General features: G+C 43.1%; 18 protein-coding genes. 9 read left to right on the forward strand and 9 right to left on the reverse strand.

Features of this window, described 5'->3' with window-relative positions:
• The first annotated feature begins 120 nt into the window (after positions 1–120).
• The 3 genes from map to dapD all read left to right on the forward strand — a co-directional run bounded on the left by map (position 121) and on the right by dapD (position 4,553).
• Positions 121–921 carry a type I methionyl aminopeptidase gene (map, locus tag ACVBIU_RS09425; RefSeq protein ID WP_447160596.1) on the forward strand — a complete coding sequence of 267 codons (801 nt, stop codon included), beginning with the start codon at positions 121–123 and terminating at the stop codon, positions 919–921.
• A 217-nt stretch (positions 922–1,138) separates the two neighbouring features.
• Complete coding sequence (gene glnD, locus ACVBIU_RS09430) at positions 1,139–3,694, forward strand: bifunctional uridylyltransferase/uridylyl-removing protein GlnD (protein WP_447163615.1); 2,556 nt, start codon at positions 1,139–1,141, stop codon at positions 3,692–3,694.
• 34 nt (positions 3,695–3,728) lie between these two features.
• The gene (gene dapD / locus ACVBIU_RS09435) at positions 3,729–4,553 is read left to right on the forward strand and encodes a 2,3,4,5-tetrahydropyridine-2,6-dicarboxylate N-succinyltransferase (RefSeq protein WP_447160598.1); all 825 of its coding nucleotides are present in this window, start codon (positions 3,729–3,731) and stop codon (positions 4,551–4,553) included.
• Between the two features lie 125 nt (positions 4,554–4,678).
• Here the strand turns inward: dapD and purU are convergent, their stop codons facing one another.
• From purU to ACVBIU_RS09455, 4 genes are all read right to left on the reverse strand, one after another.
• Positions 4,679–5,512, reverse strand: a complete 834-nt coding sequence (gene purU, locus ACVBIU_RS09440) for a formyltetrahydrofolate deformylase (RefSeq protein ID WP_447160599.1) — start codon at positions 5,510–5,512, stop codon at positions 4,679–4,681.
• 546 nt (positions 5,513–6,058) lie between these two features.
• A complete protein-coding gene (locus tag ACVBIU_RS09445) occupies positions 6,059–6,523 on the reverse strand; it encodes a flavodoxin (RefSeq protein ID WP_447160600.1) in 465 nt (154 codons plus the stop codon).
• A 345-nt stretch (positions 6,524–6,868) separates the two neighbouring features.
• On the reverse strand, positions 6,869–7,696 hold the full coding sequence (gene truC, locus ACVBIU_RS09450; RefSeq protein WP_447160601.1) for a tRNA pseudouridine(65) synthase TruC: 828 nt from the start codon (positions 7,694–7,696) through the stop codon (positions 6,869–6,871).
• Between the two features lie 21 nt (positions 7,697–7,717).
• Positions 7,718–8,068 carry a YqcC family protein gene (locus ACVBIU_RS09455; protein WP_447160602.1) on the reverse strand — a complete coding sequence of 117 codons (351 nt, stop codon included), beginning with the start codon at positions 8,066–8,068 and terminating at the stop codon, positions 7,718–7,720.
• A gap of 208 nt (positions 8,069–8,276) precedes the next feature.
• Between ACVBIU_RS09455 and ACVBIU_RS09460 the strand changes: the two genes are divergently transcribed.
• Together ACVBIU_RS09460 and ACVBIU_RS09465 are read left to right on the forward strand one after the other, a co-directional pair.
• The gene (locus ACVBIU_RS09460) at positions 8,277–9,290 is read left to right on the forward strand and encodes a DUF3549 family protein (RefSeq protein ID WP_447160603.1); all 1,014 of its coding nucleotides are present in this window, start codon (positions 8,277–8,279) and stop codon (positions 9,288–9,290) included.
• Complete coding sequence (locus tag ACVBIU_RS09465; RefSeq protein WP_447163616.1) at positions 9,287–9,685, forward strand: DUF3301 domain-containing protein; 399 nt, start codon at positions 9,287–9,289, stop codon at positions 9,683–9,685. Before ACVBIU_RS09460 ends, ACVBIU_RS09465 begins: the two co-directional genes overlap by 4 nt.
• A 1,141-nt stretch (positions 9,686–10,826) precedes the next feature.
• Here ACVBIU_RS09465 and ACVBIU_RS09470 read toward each other — a convergent pair.
• Positions 10,827–11,129, reverse strand: coding sequence for an Mpo1-like protein (locus ACVBIU_RS09470; RefSeq protein ID WP_447160605.1), 303 nt, complete (start codon positions 11,127–11,129; stop codon positions 10,827–10,829).
• Entirely contained in the window at positions 11,122–11,760 is a 639-nt protein-coding gene (locus ACVBIU_RS09475; protein WP_447160606.1) for a GNAT family N-acetyltransferase, read from the reverse strand. Before ACVBIU_RS09475 ends, ACVBIU_RS09470 begins: the two co-directional genes overlap by 8 nt.
• A gap of 178 nt (positions 11,761–11,938) precedes the next feature.
• Here ACVBIU_RS09475 and ACVBIU_RS09480 point away from each other — a divergent pair, with 178 nt between their 5' ends.
• A complete protein-coding gene (locus tag ACVBIU_RS09480; protein WP_447160607.1) occupies positions 11,939–12,169 on the forward strand; it encodes a DUF2789 domain-containing protein in 231 nt (76 codons plus the stop codon).
• A 12-nt stretch (positions 12,170–12,181) separates the two neighbouring features.
• On the opposite strand, the gene ACVBIU_RS09485 is transcribed toward ACVBIU_RS09480, so the two are convergent.
• Complete coding sequence (locus ACVBIU_RS09485) at positions 12,182–12,565, reverse strand: DUF3192 domain-containing protein (protein ID WP_447160608.1); 384 nt, start codon at positions 12,563–12,565, stop codon at positions 12,182–12,184.
• A 136-nt stretch (positions 12,566–12,701) separates the two neighbouring features.
• Here ACVBIU_RS09485 and ACVBIU_RS09490 point away from each other — a divergent pair, with 136 nt between their 5' ends.
• Together ACVBIU_RS09490 and ACVBIU_RS09495 are read left to right on the forward strand one after the other, a co-directional pair.
• Entirely contained in the window at positions 12,702–13,079 is a 378-nt protein-coding gene (locus tag ACVBIU_RS09490; protein ID WP_447163617.1) for a hypothetical protein, read from the forward strand.
• Entirely contained in the window at positions 13,079–13,852 is a 774-nt protein-coding gene (locus ACVBIU_RS09495; RefSeq protein ID WP_447160610.1) for a Zn-ribbon-containing protein, read from the forward strand. Before ACVBIU_RS09490 ends, ACVBIU_RS09495 begins: the two co-directional genes overlap by 1 nt.
• A 104-nt stretch (positions 13,853–13,956) precedes the next feature.
• Here the strand turns inward: ACVBIU_RS09495 and syd are convergent, their stop codons facing one another.
• The gene (gene syd, locus ACVBIU_RS09500) at positions 13,957–14,598 is read right to left on the reverse strand and encodes a SecY-interacting protein (protein ID WP_447160611.1); all 642 of its coding nucleotides are present in this window, start codon (positions 14,596–14,598) and stop codon (positions 13,957–13,959) included.
• A gap of 59 nt (positions 14,599–14,657) precedes the next feature.
• Between syd and queF the strand changes: the two genes are divergently transcribed.
• Positions 14,658–15,515, forward strand: a complete 858-nt coding sequence (gene queF / locus ACVBIU_RS09505) for an NADPH-dependent 7-cyano-7-deazaguanine reductase QueF (protein WP_447160612.1) — start codon at positions 14,658–14,660, stop codon at positions 15,513–15,515.
• 184 nt (positions 15,516–15,699) lie between these two features.
• Here the strand turns inward: queF and ACVBIU_RS09510 are convergent, their stop codons facing one another.
• Entirely contained in the window at positions 15,700–16,617 is a 918-nt protein-coding gene (locus ACVBIU_RS09510; protein ID WP_447160613.1) for a LysR family transcriptional regulator, read from the reverse strand.
• Positions 16,618–16,885: the final 268 nt, after the last annotated feature.

Below are 16,885 nucleotides of genomic sequence, written 5' to 3' on the forward strand. Positions count from 1 at the left end.
AGTCAAACATAACGGCGCGCTTTATACCATAATATGAAAAAAAGCACAAATATTTACGTCGTTTTTCAGGCATAATCGTCAGATTGAAAGACGACAATTTAAAGACTAAGAGATACTAGAATGAGTATAGTAATTAAGACAGCTGAAGAGATTGAAAAGATGCGTGCCGCGGGTAAACTAGCCGCACAAGTACTCGAAATGATCGCACCACATGTCAAAGCGGGTGCGACGACCAATGAATTAAACGCTATCTGCGCTAAATTCACTGAAGATAATGGCGCTATCTCTGCACCTCTTGATTATCATGGTTTTCCAAAATCAATTTGCACCTCAATTAACGATGTGATCTGTCACGGCATTCCAAGTGATCGTCCGCTTATTGATGGTGATATCATCAATATTGATATCACGGTCATTGTTGATGGTTACCACGGTGATACCTCTAAGATGTTCCTTATCGGCGATGTCAGTCCAAAGAACGCTCGCCTATGCCGTATCGCCCAAGAAGCGTTATATCTCAGCATTAAAAAAGTGCGTCCAGGCATGAAGTTAGGTGAAATCGGCACCTTGATTGAAAAGTTCATCAAATCAAAGAAAACCGGCCTTGAAAAATACAGCATTGTGACCGATTACTGCGGTCACGGCATTGGCGCAGGCTTTCATGAAGAGCCACAGGTCATGCATTACAAAAATAATGACAAAACCGTATTACGCCCAGGCATGTGTTTCACTATCGAACCTATGATTAATGCCGGCCGCCATACTAGCGTTCTGGATAAGAAAGATAACTGGACAGTCACCACCTCTGACGGCAAAAATTCAGCTCAGTGGGAACATACATTACTTGTTACCCAAACTGGCGTAGAAGTCTTGACCTTACGAGAAGAAGAAAAAGAGTTGCCTCGAGTGATTAATCACTAATTTTATGGCCTCTGCTCAAAAAAGCGTGCTTAGCACGCTTTTTTTCTATCTAAAACCCGCTTCAAACGCTGAGTCTACAGCCAAATACCTGCACCAAAATAAAGCAAGATGCCGTAATCCTAGCTAACTGATGATTAATCATAATAAAGCCCTTTAAATTAGCTTTTTTTGCAGAGATAATCGTTCACAACGGATCCGTTCTCGAAAAAGAGATTTGATGAATAGTGCTCAAGCTGCAAAAAATGCGTTAATCGACCAGAACCAAGAATTATTAGAAACCTTTAATGCAACTTCTGATATTCGCTCGATAGTGAGTACTCGCTGCCAACACGTTGATAAACTGTTGCAAAAGCAGTGGCACGCCCATCATCTCGAACAGTTTCCTATCGCATTAATCGCTGTAGGTGGTTATGGCCGCGGTGAACTACACCCACATTCAGACGTCGACCTATTATTCCTGACCGAAGGCGAGCTATCTCAAGATGCAGAACAAGCCCTAGGTGCCTTCATCGCGTTTATTTGGGATGCAGGCTTAGAAGTCGGTCATAGTGTACGCAGCATTGAACAAACCCTTGAGCAAGGCCGCATAGATGTCACTGTGGCAACCAATTTACTTGAATCGCGCCTACTTTGTGGCCCCCAGGCTTTGTTTACTCTACTTTACCGCAATATTCGCCAAGATAATTTTTGGCCCAGCAGTGAGTTTTATGTCGCCAAGCGGGACGAACAAATAGCCCGTCATACTCGCGCCAGCGCATTTGATTTAGAGCCTAATTTAAAAAGCTGCCCCGGTGGGTTACGCGACATTCAGACTGTCGCCTGGGTCGCCATGCGCCACTTCAACGCTGAGAAATTTGAAGAGTTGGTGTACCACGGCTTTCTTGAGCCAACAGAGCTTGACGAGCTATTAGAAGCCCAAGACTTTTTGTGGCAACTGCGCTGTTCATTGCACTTAATTTCCGGCCGTGATGAAAACAGGCTGTTGTTTGACTTGCAGCCGCAGGTCGCTAAGTTAATGGGTTATGAAGATGGCACCCAGCTTGCTGTTGAGCAGATGATGAAGCGCTACTACCGCACGGTTAGACGAGTCATGGAGCTAAACCAAATGCTGCTTCAACTCTTCAAACGGGCAACATTAGGCCACATAAAAGCATTAGAAGTCGTCCCGATAGATGACAACTTCCAACGCCGCGGTATCTTTATTGAAAGTTTACACAGCGACTTATTTGATACGCCAGAAAATATCTTACAGCTGTTTTTGTTGGTCGCTAAAAACTCCAATATTCAAGCTATCTACGCCGTCACGTTACGCAGTTTACGCCGCGCTAGACGTGCTCAGCTACAACCGCTTATGTACCACGAGTCATGCCGTAAACTGTTTATGCAGATTTTGCGTCACCCTCGAGGAATTGTGGCACTGTCGCTGATGCACAAGCACGGTGTACTGTCGGCATATCTTCCCGCATGGCGCGCCATTGAAGGCCAGATGCAGTTTGATCTGTTTCATGCTTATACCGTTGATGAGCACACCCACAGGCTACTACTCAATATTGAGCGATTCTCTCAGCCAGAGCAAAAAGAGGAGTTCCCACTAGGCTCTGTCCTCATAAACCAACTCCCTAAAAAAGGCTTACTGGTACTCGCAGCAATCTTCCACGATATCGCCAAAGGGCGCGGCGGCGATCATAGCAAGCTCGGCGCGACCGATGCGCTTGATTTTTGTAAATTACATGGCATGAATGATCATGATGGTCGCTTAGTCAGCTGGTTGGTTGAAAACCACCTGGTGATGTCTGTTACCGCCCAGCGCCGGGATATCTCCGACCCCGATGTTGTCGCTGATTTTGCAGAGCGCGTTCGCGACGCCGTGCATTTAAGTTATCTCTATTGCTTAACCGTTGCCGATATCTGTGCCACCAATGAAAGAACCTGGAATAACTGGAAAGGCTCACTGCTGCGTGACTTATACTTTTCAACCCAAAGAGTGCTCGCCAGAGGTAAGGAAAAGCCGGTCGACATTCGCGCCCGCGTGCGTGAACATCAAGCTAAAGCGAAAAAAGAATTACTGCGCCGTGGTATTAAGGAAAAAGAATTAGACGCTCTTTGGCAGCGCTTTAAGGCCGATTACTTTTTACGAAATCAACCTAACCAAGTTGCTTGGCATGCTGAGGCAATTATCAAACACAAACATGATGAAGCCTTAGTCTTGATCTCCAAGCACGCTACTCGCGGGGGAACTGAGTTGTTTGTATATGGCAAGGATAAACCAAAGTTATTTGCCGCCGTGATGGCTATTTTAGATAATAAAAATATTACCGTTCACGATGCAAGCATCATGACCTCTAAGGACAACTACGCGCTGGACTCTTTTGTTATTTTGGAACAAGATGGCCAGCCCGTATCACAGCTCTCACGGATCCAGGGGATCAAGAAGACGTTAATAAAAGCCTTAAGTAATGAAACGCCTAAGTTGCCAAAGTTTAGAAATCTTTCAAGAAAGATGAAACCTTTTAAAGTTGCAACCCAAGTCAGTTTCCCTGAGACCCGTAGCCATGGTAAAAGTATGATGGAGCTTATCGCTCTCGACTCCCCAGGGTTACTCGCCAGAGTCGGTGAAGTATTGTACCGCTGTGAAATTACCTTACTCGCAGCGAAAATCACCACCATTGGTGAAAGAGCTGAAGATTTCTTTTTGTTGCAGAGCGCCGATGGCCAGCAACTAAATGACACTCAACAACACACATTACGTGAAGCACTCATGAGTGCTTTATAGATTTATCATTAAACGAAAATATTGGGAGAAGTAAATGGAGGCTTTACGCCAACGAATTGAAGCGGCTTTTGAAGCACGCGCAGAGATCACTCCGGCAACAGTTGATGCAAGTGTTCGCGCTGATGTCGAAAAAGTGATTGCCATGCTAGACACTGGCGAAGCCAGAGTTGCTGAAAAAATTAATGGCGAATGGCACGTTCACCAGTGGTTGAAAAAAGCGGTATTACTTTCATTCCGCATTTTCGACAACCAAGTTATCGATGGCGCAGAAACCAAATACTTCGACAAAGTACCAATGAAGTTTGCTGATTACGACGAAGCCCGTTTCCGCAAAGAAGCGATCCGCGTAGTACCACCAGCAGCAGTCCGCAAAGGTTCATTTATTGGTAAGAACACAGTACTAATGCCATCTTACGTCAACCTTGGCGCTTATGTTGATGAAGGTTCTATGGTTGATACATGGGCAACTGTCGGTTCTTGTGCTCAAATTGGTAAGAACGTTCACTTGTCTGGCGGTGTCGGAATTGGTGGCGTTTTAGAGCCATTACAAGCCGGCCCGACCATCATTGAAGATAACTGCTTTATCGGCGCACGCTCTGAAATTGTTGAAGGTGTTGTGGTTGAAGAAGGTAGTGTGATCTCTATGGGCGTTTATATCGGCCAAAGCACACGTATTTTTGACCGTGAAACCGGTGAAGTACATTACGGCCGCGTTCCAGCAGGCTCGGTAGTTGTTGCAGGCAACCTACCCTCTAAGTGTGGTACCTATAGTTTATACGCTGCCATCATCGTTAAAAAAGTCGATGAGAAGACTCGCGGAAAAGTCGGCATTAACGAACTACTGCGCATCGTCGATTAATTGAGCCTAGGGCTCATTACTCCACGCTTTAAAATCCCGCATTTTGCGGGATTTTTTTCTTCTGTTGTTATCATACTTTGGTTAGCATTCTTTGGTGATCTCAAGGCCGCTCAGCTTTATAAAAGCTAAAACACCACCGTTTTATTACCGTAAACAATCACCTCTTCATTAACCACTAAATGCAATGCTTTGCTCAAAACGCTTTTTTCAACATCACGGCCACAGCGAGCCAAATCCTCAGCACTAAAACTATGATCAACCGGGATCACATCTTGTTTGATAATGGGTCCCTCATCGAGCGAATCCGTCACAAAGTGCGCTGTCGCCCCGATGATTTTGACACCTCGCTCCCATGCTTGTTTGTATGGGGCGGCCCCGACAAATGCAGGTAGAAATGAGTGATGGATATTAATAATCTTGCTCGGATATTGGCTGACAAATTCAGGAGCTAACACCCGCATAAACTTTGCTAATACAATATAATCAGGGCTGTAATTAGCGATAACGTTAAGCATCATAGCTTCATGTTCGCTACGACTTACATCTTGGTGGCTGATGTAATGAAAAGGGATATCAAACTTTTCAACCAACGGCTGCAGCACCTGATGATTACCAATCACCGCCGCGATTTCGACATCTAAGGCGCCTGAGTAGGATTTAATTAAGATATCACCTAAACAATGAGCTTCTTTGGTCACCATAATCACAATGCGCTTTTTACCTGCATCAACTAATCGGGTATGGTTTTTCTCTGGCAGTACCGCCTGTAATTCTCGCTGTAACGAGGGAGAAAAAGTTAGCCCTTCGAGCTCGGTACGCATAAAAAAGCGCCCTTGAGCATTATCAACAAATTCACTATTTTTAATAATATTTAGCCCGTGCTCAAAACAAACCCCGGTGATCTTAGTGATAAGTCCTGGCGCGTCTGCACAATCAATGATTAATATTTTCCTTTCCATACGCCCTCTGTAACCCGTTAACCTTACCCGAACCTATCAAGCTACCTTGCTCAAAAAAAACTTTCAATCACCGACAGTTATTTATACCCATCGTACTCAATATGTGGTCAGTTCAGAGCCTCTCAGGCTTTTCAATTCAAGGCGTGTTGATGAAGAAATGGTTTTTCCCTTTTCAGTCAGTGCAACACAGAAGTGGCATGGCAGAATGGCTCACGCTGTGCGCCTGATGTTTGATGTTTAAAGCAAATGGTAAAGCTCTGCATACTGCGTAAGATGCTCTCGATATACGACGAAAGGGATTTAGGAGGTAGGACGAAGTAGTATGCAGAGCCGAGAATAACGATTAGCTTCAATCATCAGCCTTGGCTGCAGATCCTTGAATTTCGCTGAATGTTCACATCTTTAACCATGCCTCAATAAATTAACCGTGCCAGCCATGAGACTAAGCACACTAACCAGCCATAAGGCTAGGCTAAAGTTTGATTTATAAGCACAAAAAAGCGCGTTAAGTAAACGCGCTTTGGATCAGTACAACTGACTCTGTTGCTATGCAGCTAACTCGGTATCGATGAGTTTATTCCAACCAGGCAGCCAAGCTAACGCTTCCACTTCAGGCTCCATAGTTTCACCAGCATCAATTTTCAGAAAATGACCAAGACGCTTAGCACCTAAGTCTTCAAAGAGAGCCAATAACTGCTCACCTGCGCCGCAGTATGTTTCGTAACTGGAGTCGCCAAGTGCAATTAAGCCAAATTTAAGTTGTGGCAAGTAAGGGGCTTTTGACTGCATCTCATAGAACCAGGGCTGGATATCATCAGGTAAGTCACCTTGTCCAGTTGTTGAACATACTATCAATAGCAGTTCATCTTCTGGTGGTACAAAACCTGATAACTGCTCGGGTTGATGCAGCACAGCATCACGCCCAAGCTCGATTAACGCTTGCTGTAGTGTCTGTGCCACAAACTGCGCGCCACCATAAACTGTTCCAAAAACTAGATTCACTTTTTTCATGTTTTACTTCGCCTAAAAGCTATTTAGTTATATCCTTAACATACTGTATCAATGAATATTGCTGCAAGCTTTGCTGCAATAATAAAAGTTACCTCAAGAAGGACAGGCCGTAATGAAGCATTCTTGTAGACAAAGGCACCGAAAACACCTTCAACGCAGTGCCCATATCCGAAGAATGTGTTACTTCCATTCGGTACAATATCTAAAGTCCAATATGACGCCCCTTAGTCGTCTTAGCGATAACAATCAAAGCGAAGAAATAATCAACAAGTTAACTAAAAGTTCAACTTCATGAGACTGTGCGTATCGAGAGCTTAGTTAATCGTTAACAGGCTCTGGTATCAATTAAGCGATGATGAGTGGCTGCTTGTCATCAGATAAAATATCATCGTGCCAGCCTAAACCTTCAAATAATTGTAACCATTCAGCTTCTAGCTCTGTCTCAATTTGGATCCTCTCCCCTGTTCTAGGGTGATTAAAGCTCAGTTTCTTTGCGATAAGCCATAACCGGTTAATTCCAAAGTGAGAGCGGAAAAACTTATTTTGTTTTCCATCACCATGGGTTGTGTCACCAAGGATCGGGTGACGTAAGTGCGCCATATGACGTCTTAGCTGGTGCTTACGCCCGGTGTGTGGAGAAAGCTGAACTAACGCGAAACGGCTCGTGGCATAACGGCCGGATGAATACGGGATCTCACTATTTAGCAACGGCTGATAACTTGTCACAGCATCTTGCGCAGGCTTGTTAGGATCGACATCTTTATCACCTAGATCATCAAGCTCCTCTTTTAATGCATAATCAAGAGTGCCAGCCTCATGCATATTGCCACGAACAATGGCCAGGTACTCTTTATCGACGCTATGTTCGGCAAATTGCCCACATAGTGCGTTGGCCATTTCACTACTTTTGGCAAACAACAATATTCCCGAAGTTGGCCTATCTAGCCTGTGTACCGGAAATACATGACAGCCAACTTTATCGCGCGTGAGCTGCATGGCAAAAAAACGCTCACGACGAGCAAGATAACTACGGTGAACCAAAAGACCGGCAGGCTTATGAATAGCCACCACATCATCATCTTCATATAACACTTCAATATGAGGGGCGACTTCTTGCTCAACCTCAATATCAAGTTGTTCGTTATCTGCTACTTCTCTTGTCTCTTCACTCATTTTAAATCTCTCTTAACAGCACTATTGTGTTTGACTCAATAGCGCATCTAAATCAGTTAAAATACTAATTAGATTTTGTAACTTAGGCTCACTAGCCCAGACATGTTGTGCCATTGGCGCGATGGCCATCGCTTTTGGTAACGGTATATTATTATCGAGCATATAACGCATTTTGGGTAAAAAAATAAACTGCAACCAGTGCTCAAAGGGCATCACATCGCACGCAAAAGGTGTGGTACTGGCTAATGCCTCTAATGATGGGGCGTGTAAGCTTAATAAATCTTGTTTAGCTAACTCAGCCTCTAAAGCATCCAGTTTCTCGCTTGTTTCAACTTCTATCAAGGTAGCCTCTTTAGTTGATATGAGCTGCATTTAATCGCCATTATTCAGTCCATATTCGATGCCGTTACTTGGTAATCACTCAATAAATGGTCATTTCACACTCTAAACGCTGTCACTTATCGATAGCAACTACATGCCGTTTAGGTAAATACAACTCAGGAAATTTAACGCGCGATGATACCATCTAGCCTGACTTATCCCTATAATATGTGCCAATTAACCTACACTTGAAAACGATATGACAGAAATAACGACCCTCAGCCAATTTTTAAAAACTGCTAACACTCAATTCCAAGTTTATGACATGGGCCGTCGAGTACAACATATCGATATGATGGCATTTCATCAGATTGAAGAGCTTAATTCACCTTACCCATCACCCATTCAAGGTCACGCTCAATTTGCCATCGTATTCTGGGATGCGAGTCAGCAACACTATATTTGGTTTATTAAACTGCCGTTAGATGAACGCGGGCTATTGTCTCCTGCACCACGCACACAGTTTATTAAGATGATTGTCGAAGCGTTAGGCAGAGATCCAACCAAAACGTTAACCGAACAAGAGCAAGAGCAGCTAGCAAATCATCCATTCAATTTTAAGCCAACCCAAGAAAAGCTGGCTGTATTTAACGCATTAGTTAGAAAACAGCTAGGACAAAAAGCGTCACCCCAGTATGAGTTTGCATACCAGTATCTATCGGGGCAACACCCGACAGAAGAATGGCAGAACATTGGCTTACAGGGTATTGCTGATGTCAGTGTTAGAGCCGATGAGCTTGACCATCAAACACATCTAACAAACGGCTTTGATAACTGGGCAACAGAGGTTCAAATTGCCGCATGTCAATGTTTAGAACACTTGAATATCGATAATGAGCTAGCTCAAAAACTACTCGAAAAGCTGTACAGTGCAGACCAAACTGAAAAAGCTTATTTCCTTAGGGCATTGGCTTCTCAGCCGCAGTTAAGTCAACAAGCCATTGTTCACTTACATGAAACGAACAACTTATCTTTAGACATGCTCATCACCATAGCCGCTCGTAATTGGTCAGCATTAAAAGATGAGCAAACTCTCACTATCTACTTAGAAGCTTTAGCAAAGCAAGAACAGCACTTCTTTAACCAGATTTTTGCTGATATTGTGGCTATTCCATTAATTCGCACTCAGCTACTGGCTCAATTGCGAAATCCTAATCGTAGCGCAGAGCTTGCAGCCGCGATTGGCGGCTTGTTTAAGGTAACGAAAGGATGATGACAGACTTTTTAATCATTGCAGCAGTAATTCTTATTGCAGCTTTTTTTTGGCAACTCAGGCAAATGGCTGAGATTAGTCGTATTTTCGTAAATAAAGAATGCCAAAAACAGAAAGTACAATTACTTGCTATTGCCCAAGAGTCAGCCAAACCGAGTCTAGGGGGCAGCAGTGGTCTCACATGGAAAGTAAAGTATTTGTTTGAGTTTAGCACTGATGGGATTAATCAATACCGTGGCAACTTATGGATGCACGGCAAAAAAATACAAAAAATCCAATGGCCAATTTTCCCTGAACCTGAATGGCATGAAGCGCCAGAGTCGAAAGGTTCTTTAGGTGGTGGTTGTGGTGGCGGGCGCTCTCGTGGCAACTGCAGCTCTGGTGGGTGTAAATAACCCTGCACGTTAGGTTAGCTTTAACGTTAAAGCTGATGTAAATAAACAGAGCCCTATAAAAGAAGTAAAGGCGCGGCCCCAGAGGAGACGCGCCTTTTCTATCATTGTGTAAGCTCATCCTGCTATATGAGTGCTCCCTGCACCATCCATGCGTAACTTTGCTCCTGCATCATCCATGAGTCCTTATCTTCCTTGTATCTTACGATACGCTTCCATTCTTCTTGATAGTCCATTTACCAAGCTTGCTCTATCCTGAGCGTGTCCAACGTCATCCTTGAGAGTCCATTCCATCACTATCCTTAGCGCTCCTACCTTCCTAGGTAGCAAAACCTTCCATCCTGGATTGTTTGGCCGTTCCTTGGTAGTACCAGCAATCAGTCCTTGAAAGCCTCGTCCATGATAGTCATCCATTAAGTGCCGTAGTCTCGACACTCGCTCGTCCGTGAACCTTCCTTAATAAATCATGCTTCCTTGCACATCTAAATAGTAATTCAAAATGTAAGATAAATACGTGACCAAACATTTATTTAACACGCACCTTAACAAACCATTAAACAACCAACCAAGCTAACACATTGTATTTAAATTGTTTATGCTATTTAGATACATTTAAACAGCTTAATTTAGGACTAATTTCTCACGAACCTGTAAGAGATCTCTTACATCAATCGAAGCGAATAATCTGATCTCGCCCAAAATAGAAAGGGCGTACCAATTGGTACGCCCTAGCACAGCTTTATTTTAGCTTTCCCGCTATATATGTGCGATCCTTGCATCATCCTTGGTTAACTTGCTTCCAGCATCTTCCTTGTAAGTCCTTTTATATCCTTGTACTAAACGTACTGAGTCCATTCATTAGCCTATCCTAAGCTAAAATCCTCTTCCTGAGGTTGTCCTATTTGCATCCTGCAAAATCAATCACTTTCTGGTTTCCAGTTTACTCACTCGCTATAGCGATTACTTAACAGTTTTATTAAAAATACAAAGTGGCAACCAAACACTAACAACAAAATAAACCCGAAAAACATTTAAAAACAACAGCTTGATAACAAACAAAGACTCGTATCTCTATGAGACTTTACTGATATCCCACAATTGCGTGAGAGATCTCTTACAAGAATCCTATCTCAAAGCGAGTTTCTTACTGATTTTTATGAGTTAACGCCCTAAATAGCATTACCCAATCAGCTAAAAAACTGTATAAGGGATACTCAAATGTTGCGGGACGATTTTTTTCAAAAATAAAATGGCCTATCCAAGCAAAGCCATAGCCAATTACAGGTAACAGCCATAACATCCACCATTGACCACTCAATAAGGCATAAATCATCGTTAAGATAACTAGGCTACTACCTACATAATGCAAAGCTCGACAGGTTTGATGCTGATGTTGAGACAAGTAAAAAGGATAAAACTCCCAAAAAGACTCAAAGCGCTTACTCATTGTTCAGCCCTCGATAAAACAGTAGTTCTCCGCTTACTTTTCCAATCGCTAACTGCTCTAGACTTTCAAAGCCATGTGCAGCAAACAAACCAATATGAGATGCCGTGCTGGCAAAAACACCCACGCCATCAAGATGCGGCTGTTCATCACACCAACTTTGAACAGCTTTTACCAGTAAGCTACCATAGCCTTTGCCTTGCTCGTTATTTGCTATCGCAATAAATTGCAAAATGCCACATTGATTACTCGGCAAATTATCGATTATTTGATTTTCTTTATGAATAAGTGCCTGAGTCGATTGCCAGCCCGTACTTAACAGCATTTTTAAACGCCAATGCCAATAACGCGCCTCACCTAACGGTATTTGCTGAGTCATGATACAAGCAACACCTACCAATCTTTCTCCAGCAAACATACCAATTAGTGCCTGTTCTTGCTGCCAGATCTCATTAAGTTCTTCTCGAATCGCACCTCGAAGTTTTTGTTCGTACTGCGCTTTATCGCCATTAAATAAAGCTTCTAAAAAGAAAGGGTCATCATGATAGGCGTTATATAGAATAGAGGCTGCAATGCGTAAATCTTCAGCGGTTAAGTAAACTGCGCGGCATTCTTCCATGGTTTGATTTTCCATTGTTATTTTCCTTGTTCTCCATCACACAACTCCAATGTAGCAAGCCCTTAGAAAAGTGCAATTAATAATCAATTCCAAAGCGCAATGTCAAAAAATGAGTGACGGTTTTGCCGATAAATCGCTTTATCGTCCATACTGAGATAAAGCGAGAAATCATTAACGCAAGGTAAAATATGTTATGGATACCACCCCACAAGATCTCACCCAACTCTTTTTACAAATGGGTTTAGAAAGTCATGAAGAAGCCATTGAAAAGTTCATTGCTGAACATGGATTAGCAGCTGACGTACGGCTACATGAAGCGCCGTTTTGGACAGCTTCACAGAAACATTTTTTAGTTGAATCGTTTAATGAAGATGCCCAGTGGACTGAAATAATCGACCAGCTGGACACCCTTTTAAGAAAATAAGCCTATTGCGATCTAAATTTTGCTGTAGGCCATTTCTCCCCAGCCTACTACCGCATTATTACTGATCACCACAGGTGTACATTCATCCTTTGTAGTCTTGCCATCACCATGGGTGCGTTGAGTTCGATAAAAAAGCACGTATACCTCTTTATCTTGCTGAATGTATGCTTCATTAAAATCAGCCGTTCCCATTAGCGTCGTTACTTGGTTCTTAGACATACCAAGAGAGATTTTTGACAAATTGTCGCGGTTTTTATCCTGAACCTTTTCCCATGAACCATTCTCTGAACCGCCATCACCAACGTTGACCACGCAGCCAGTTAGCCCTAAGCTTGCAATCCCAAAAAACACTAAACCTAATAAATTATTTTTCACTTTAACTTCCTGTATTAACATTGTTTTGATTTTATTTAAAAAGCAATTAACATGCCAAACACTAAGTTACTGTTTTAACAATACTTTATTAATTTCATCGTTTTAGCTTCGCTAATAGATTAACGAAAATGCTAACGAGTAAGGAATTTGACGAACCATGAGTCCAATAGAACAAGTACTAGCTGCCGCCAAAAGGCTCGATGATGAAGGCAAAGCCGCAACACTGGCACTCATAAAGACTAAACTCGGCAATAGCATAGCAATGCCTATATTGATCCAAGGGTTGCAACAGTTTAAATCCATGAGTAATGAAGACAAAAAAGCCTTGTCGGCGCTGATATCCACTGCAAAGGAAAGCGATGACAACGCCGCATTAAGTCACTCAGAGCAAGCAAATAAAATCACTCAACTTGAGCAAGAGTTTAGCCTGTTAAAAGGTGAGTTCAGTGTTCTAAAACAGCAGTATAGCGAACTAAAGCAGCAACTTAGTGAAGTTAAAACACACCAAAATACCAGTGAAGGAAACAATATCTAATGCATGTGATTGAGTTACGATTTGAATGCTTTGATAACACTACAATCACAGCCGCAGAAAAAGCGATTAATGGCTTACTTGAAGCGTATCGCGCTAATGGGCAAATTTTAGGCCGTGAATTTGCCGTCGCCTTTAACGATGGCGAATTTAAAGTCAGGCTGCTAACGCCAGAGAAAAGTAGCTTATCTAAGCGCTTCAACAGCCCATGGGTTGAAACAGCACTCAGTGAACTGACCGAAGCCAAGCTATTAGCCCCACGAGAGAAGTATATCGGCCAGGACATTAATTCTGAGGTCTCAAGTCAAGAGACTCCTAGCTGGCAGCTGTTATATACCAGTTATGTGCATATGTGCTCACCGCTTCGAAACGGCGATACCCTGCAGCCTATCCCGTTATATCAAATCCCAGCGACAGCCAATGGCGACCATAAACGCCTGATCCGTTGGCAAACTGAATGGCAAGCCTGTGATGAGCTGCAAATGGCTGCTGCAACCAAGGCTGAGTTTGCAGCGCTTGAAGAGTTAACTAGCCACCAAAGTGACCTCTTTAGACGTGGCTGGGATCTACGGGGCAGAGTTGAATACCTAACCCAAATTCCAACTTATTATTACTTGTACCGCGTTGGCGGTGAAAGCCTTGCCGTTGAAAAGCAGCGCCCCTGCCCTAAGTGTGGTAGCAAAGACTGGTTACTCGATGAGCCATTATTAGATATGTTTCATTTTCGCTGCGAGACCTGCCGCATCGTGTCTAATATCTCTTGGGATCACTTATAAAGCTCGATAGCTTTCCTAAAAAAATAGCTTTGCTATAAATTTCCCCATAAAAAAATGGCTCAATTAATATTGAGCCATTTTTCTTTATACAATGAATAAATCGATTACTTGCCGCGTAGATTGCGCCACATTAATTTCATACGCTGCCAAATACCTGGGTGATCGAGCTCTGGCATAGACTCTTCAATCAGCTTTACTGGCGGCGTCACTCTGGGCGTTAATTGCTCAATAAATTCATTCAACGACTTAGCAAGCATAGTACTCTGCGCTTCACCTGGGATCTCAATCCACACACTGCCGTCGGCATTATTCACCGTCAGCATGTTATCAGCTTCATCGAGAACGCCAATAAACCAAGTTTGCTCTTGCTTAAGCTTCTTCTTCATCATTAAGTGACCAATGATATTTTGCTGCAAGTATTCAAAGTCTGTTTGATTCCAAACTTGAATAAGCTCACCAGTGCCCCACTTTGAGTCAAAAAACAGCGGCGCAGAAAAGTGACGGCCATAAAAAGCATTAATTTCAGGGGTCAAGCTAAGCTCTAGTGCTGTTTCAACATTATCAAACTGACCAGGCTCGTCTCTGATCACAGCTTGCCAAAAAACCGCTTCATCGGCATCAGGTTCACTCGTAATGCAGTCAGACTCTTGCTGCTGGGCGTAATATCGAGGCTGCTCACCAAGCTTTTCTACATAGGCTTGTTGATATTTAGATAAAAAAAGATCTAAAGCGGGTAAAGAAGACACTTAAGCCAGTTCCAAAATCAGTTATAATAGGGGTCTATTTTGACATGGAAACCGTATTGATGACACAACATCATGATCCCTATAGTAACGCACCCGAACTTTCAGAATTAACGCTTGGAAAGTCGACAGGTTATCAAGAGCAGTATGATGCATCTTTACTTCAAGGCGTGCCGCGTAAGTTAAACCGTGATGCTATTGGCCTGACTCAAGAATTGCCGTTTCATGGCAGTGATATTTGGACTGGCTATGAGCTTTCCTGGTTAAATGCGAAAGGCAAGCCTATGGTGGCTATTGCTGAGTTTAGTCTCAGTTTTGATAGTAAGAATCTTATCGAGTCTAAATCGTTCAAGCTGTATTTAAACAGCTATAACCAGACTCGATTCGATAGCCTGCAAGCGGTACAAGAGCGCTTAACCCAAGATTTATGCGCCTGCGCCGATGGCGAAGTCACTGTTAAAGTTATCGAGCCGAAACAGTTTAGCCACCAGCGCATTGTAGAGCTACCGGGTACCTGTATCGATGATCTAGATATTGAAGTTGATGACTATAGCTTCAACCCTGACTACTTAGTTGACAGCGTCGATAGTAAAGCGATTGTCGCAGAGACCTTGACATCAAACTTGTTAAAATCAAACTGCCTAATCACTTCACAGCCAGACTGGGGCACAGTGATGATCCGCTATCAAGGGCCAAAGATTGACCGTGAGAAGTTACTTAGATATCTCATCTCATTTAGACAGCATAATGAGTTTCACGAGCAATGTGTTGAGCGAATTTTCGTTGATCTCAAACGTTTCTGCCAATGTGCGAAACTAACCGTTTACGCCCGTTACACTCGCCGTGGTGGTTTAGATATCAATCCGTATCGCAGCGACTTTGAACATCCGGCAGAGAACCAACGTCTAGCCAGACAGTAAGTATCTCGGCTTTAAAAATGCCTGTACAGCATGAGCTGACAGGCATTTTTTACACCCATACCAACCAGTATAATAAAGTGATCTACCTAGAGTGTTTTTTGGCTAACTCATTCAGGCAAAGAGATGGTGGAATGCTTGTTCCCGTATGAAATCAATCAACACAGAAGTAAAAAGCCCCCGTCCCTCAAGCCAGTCCTCTAAGTTCAATGGCTAAATTTAACGTATCCCTAAGCCAGATATTCGCCGGACTTAGCTGCAATTTGTGACTCCATACCATGTAATACTCGATAGGCTCCACATCAAAGGGCAACTCAAATACCTGTAACCCTAACAAGGCTGCATATTCATCAGTATAGGATTTAGAGGCGATAGCTAGTGCATCACTTTTAGAGGCCACTGCCATCATACTTAAAATCGATGATTGCTCACTGTGCATCTGTCTCGCCGGTAAAACATGTTTAGTCAGCAGTTCGGCAACACTTAAGTTATAGCGGCGCATTTTAAAAATAATATGCTTTTCACTAAAATATTGATCCTGGGTCATTGTGCCATTGATCCGTGGGTGATCTTTTCTTGCCACACACACCAATTTATCCTGCATCACCTTCTGACTTTTAAACGATGTCGACTCGGGTAGCCAGATATCCAGTGCTAAGTCGATTTTCTCTAGCTGCAGATCCATCTGCAACTCTTCCTCTATTAACGGCGGTTCACGAAATACAATATTGATTGAAAGGCCATGTAAGACTTGCTCAACCAAGCCTTGCAGAAGTTGTATCGCCGACTCGCTCGCATACACATAAAAGGTACGCTCGCTTGAGTGGGCATCAAATGCTTCAAAACTCGTCGCCACCTGTTCAATCGTTGACATTGCTGGTGCTAATTGTTGATACAGATTCATCGCACTGGCGGTGGGTTTCACTCCTCTTCCCACCCGAATGAACAACGCCTCTCCGACTATTATTTTTAACCGGGCTATGGCGTTACTCACTGAGGACTGCGTCAAGTCGAGCTCCTCTGCAGCCTGGCTAAATGATGACGTTCGATATACGGCAGTAAAAACCCGAAATAGATTAAGATCGAATGCTTTTTGCTGTGACATAAGACACTCTCGCTCCCATAAAAGATTAACCCAACATATTACATCCAAGCCTATCGGATCTTGATAGACCGATTCACAGAGCCTAATCACTAAGCCTAAACACAGGCCCTAATCACAGAGCCTAAACACAGGCCCTAATCACAGAGCCGAATCAGACTATGTCATTAACTCAAATCTTCAACATTGCAGGGTGAAAATAAAGTCCAACGCTTTAGTAAACCATGATTAGTCGTCACAAACATAGAGGGTCCACTCATTCATATTATAA

It is taken from the genome of Shewanella sp. 30m-14 (assembly GCF_052977125.1).

Excerpts from the sequence above, each read along its gene's own strand:
- ACVBIU_RS09490 (WP_447163617.1), top strand. The coding sequence starts at position 12,702 with ATGAGTCCAATAGAACAAGTACTAGCTGCCGCCAAAAGGCTCGATGAT.
- ACVBIU_RS09455 (WP_447160602.1), bottom strand. The coding sequence starts at position 8,068 with ATGCAGCTCATATCAACTAAAGAGGCTACCTTGATAGAAGTTGAAACA.
- ACVBIU_RS09495 (WP_447160610.1), top strand. The coding sequence starts at position 13,079 with ATGCATGTGATTGAGTTACGATTTGAATGCTTTGATAACACTACAATC.
- glnD (WP_447163615.1), top strand. The coding sequence starts at position 1,139 with ATGAATAGTGCTCAAGCTGCAAAAAATGCGTTAATCGACCAGAACCAA.
- ACVBIU_RS09475 (WP_447160606.1), bottom strand. The coding sequence starts at position 11,760 with ATGGAAAATCAAACCATGGAAGAATGCCGCGCAGTTTACTTAACCGCT.
- map (WP_447160596.1), top strand. The coding sequence starts at position 121 with ATGAGTATAGTAATTAAGACAGCTGAAGAGATTGAAAAGATGCGTGCC.
- ACVBIU_RS09445 (WP_447160600.1), bottom strand. The coding sequence starts at position 6,523 with ATGAAAAAAGTGAATCTAGTTTTTGGAACAGTTTATGGTGGCGCGCAG.
- truC (WP_447160601.1), bottom strand. The coding sequence starts at position 7,696 with ATGAGTGAAGAGACAAGAGAAGTAGCAGATAACGAACAACTTGATATT.
- queF (WP_447160612.1), top strand. The coding sequence starts at position 14,658 with ATGACACAACATCATGATCCCTATAGTAACGCACCCGAACTTTCAGAA.
- ACVBIU_RS09480 (WP_447160607.1), top strand. The coding sequence starts at position 11,939 with ATGGATACCACCCCACAAGATCTCACCCAACTCTTTTTACAAATGGGT.
- purU (WP_447160599.1), bottom strand. The coding sequence starts at position 5,512 with ATGGAAAGGAAAATATTAATCATTGATTGTGCAGACGCGCCAGGACTT.
- ACVBIU_RS09510 (WP_447160613.1), bottom strand. The coding sequence starts at position 16,617 with ATGTCACAGCAAAAAGCATTCGATCTTAATCTATTTCGGGTTTTTACT.
- dapD (WP_447160598.1), top strand. The coding sequence starts at position 3,729 with ATGGAGGCTTTACGCCAACGAATTGAAGCGGCTTTTGAAGCACGCGCA.
- ACVBIU_RS09470 (WP_447160605.1), bottom strand. The coding sequence starts at position 11,129 with ATGAGTAAGCGCTTTGAGTCTTTTTGGGAGTTTTATCCTTTTTACTTG.
- ACVBIU_RS09460 (WP_447160603.1), top strand. The coding sequence starts at position 8,277 with ATGACAGAAATAACGACCCTCAGCCAATTTTTAAAAACTGCTAACACT.
- ACVBIU_RS09485 (WP_447160608.1), bottom strand. The coding sequence starts at position 12,565 with ATGTTAATACAGGAAGTTAAAGTGAAAAATAATTTATTAGGTTTAGTG.
- ACVBIU_RS09465 (WP_447163616.1), top strand. The coding sequence starts at position 9,287 with ATGATGACAGACTTTTTAATCATTGCAGCAGTAATTCTTATTGCAGCT.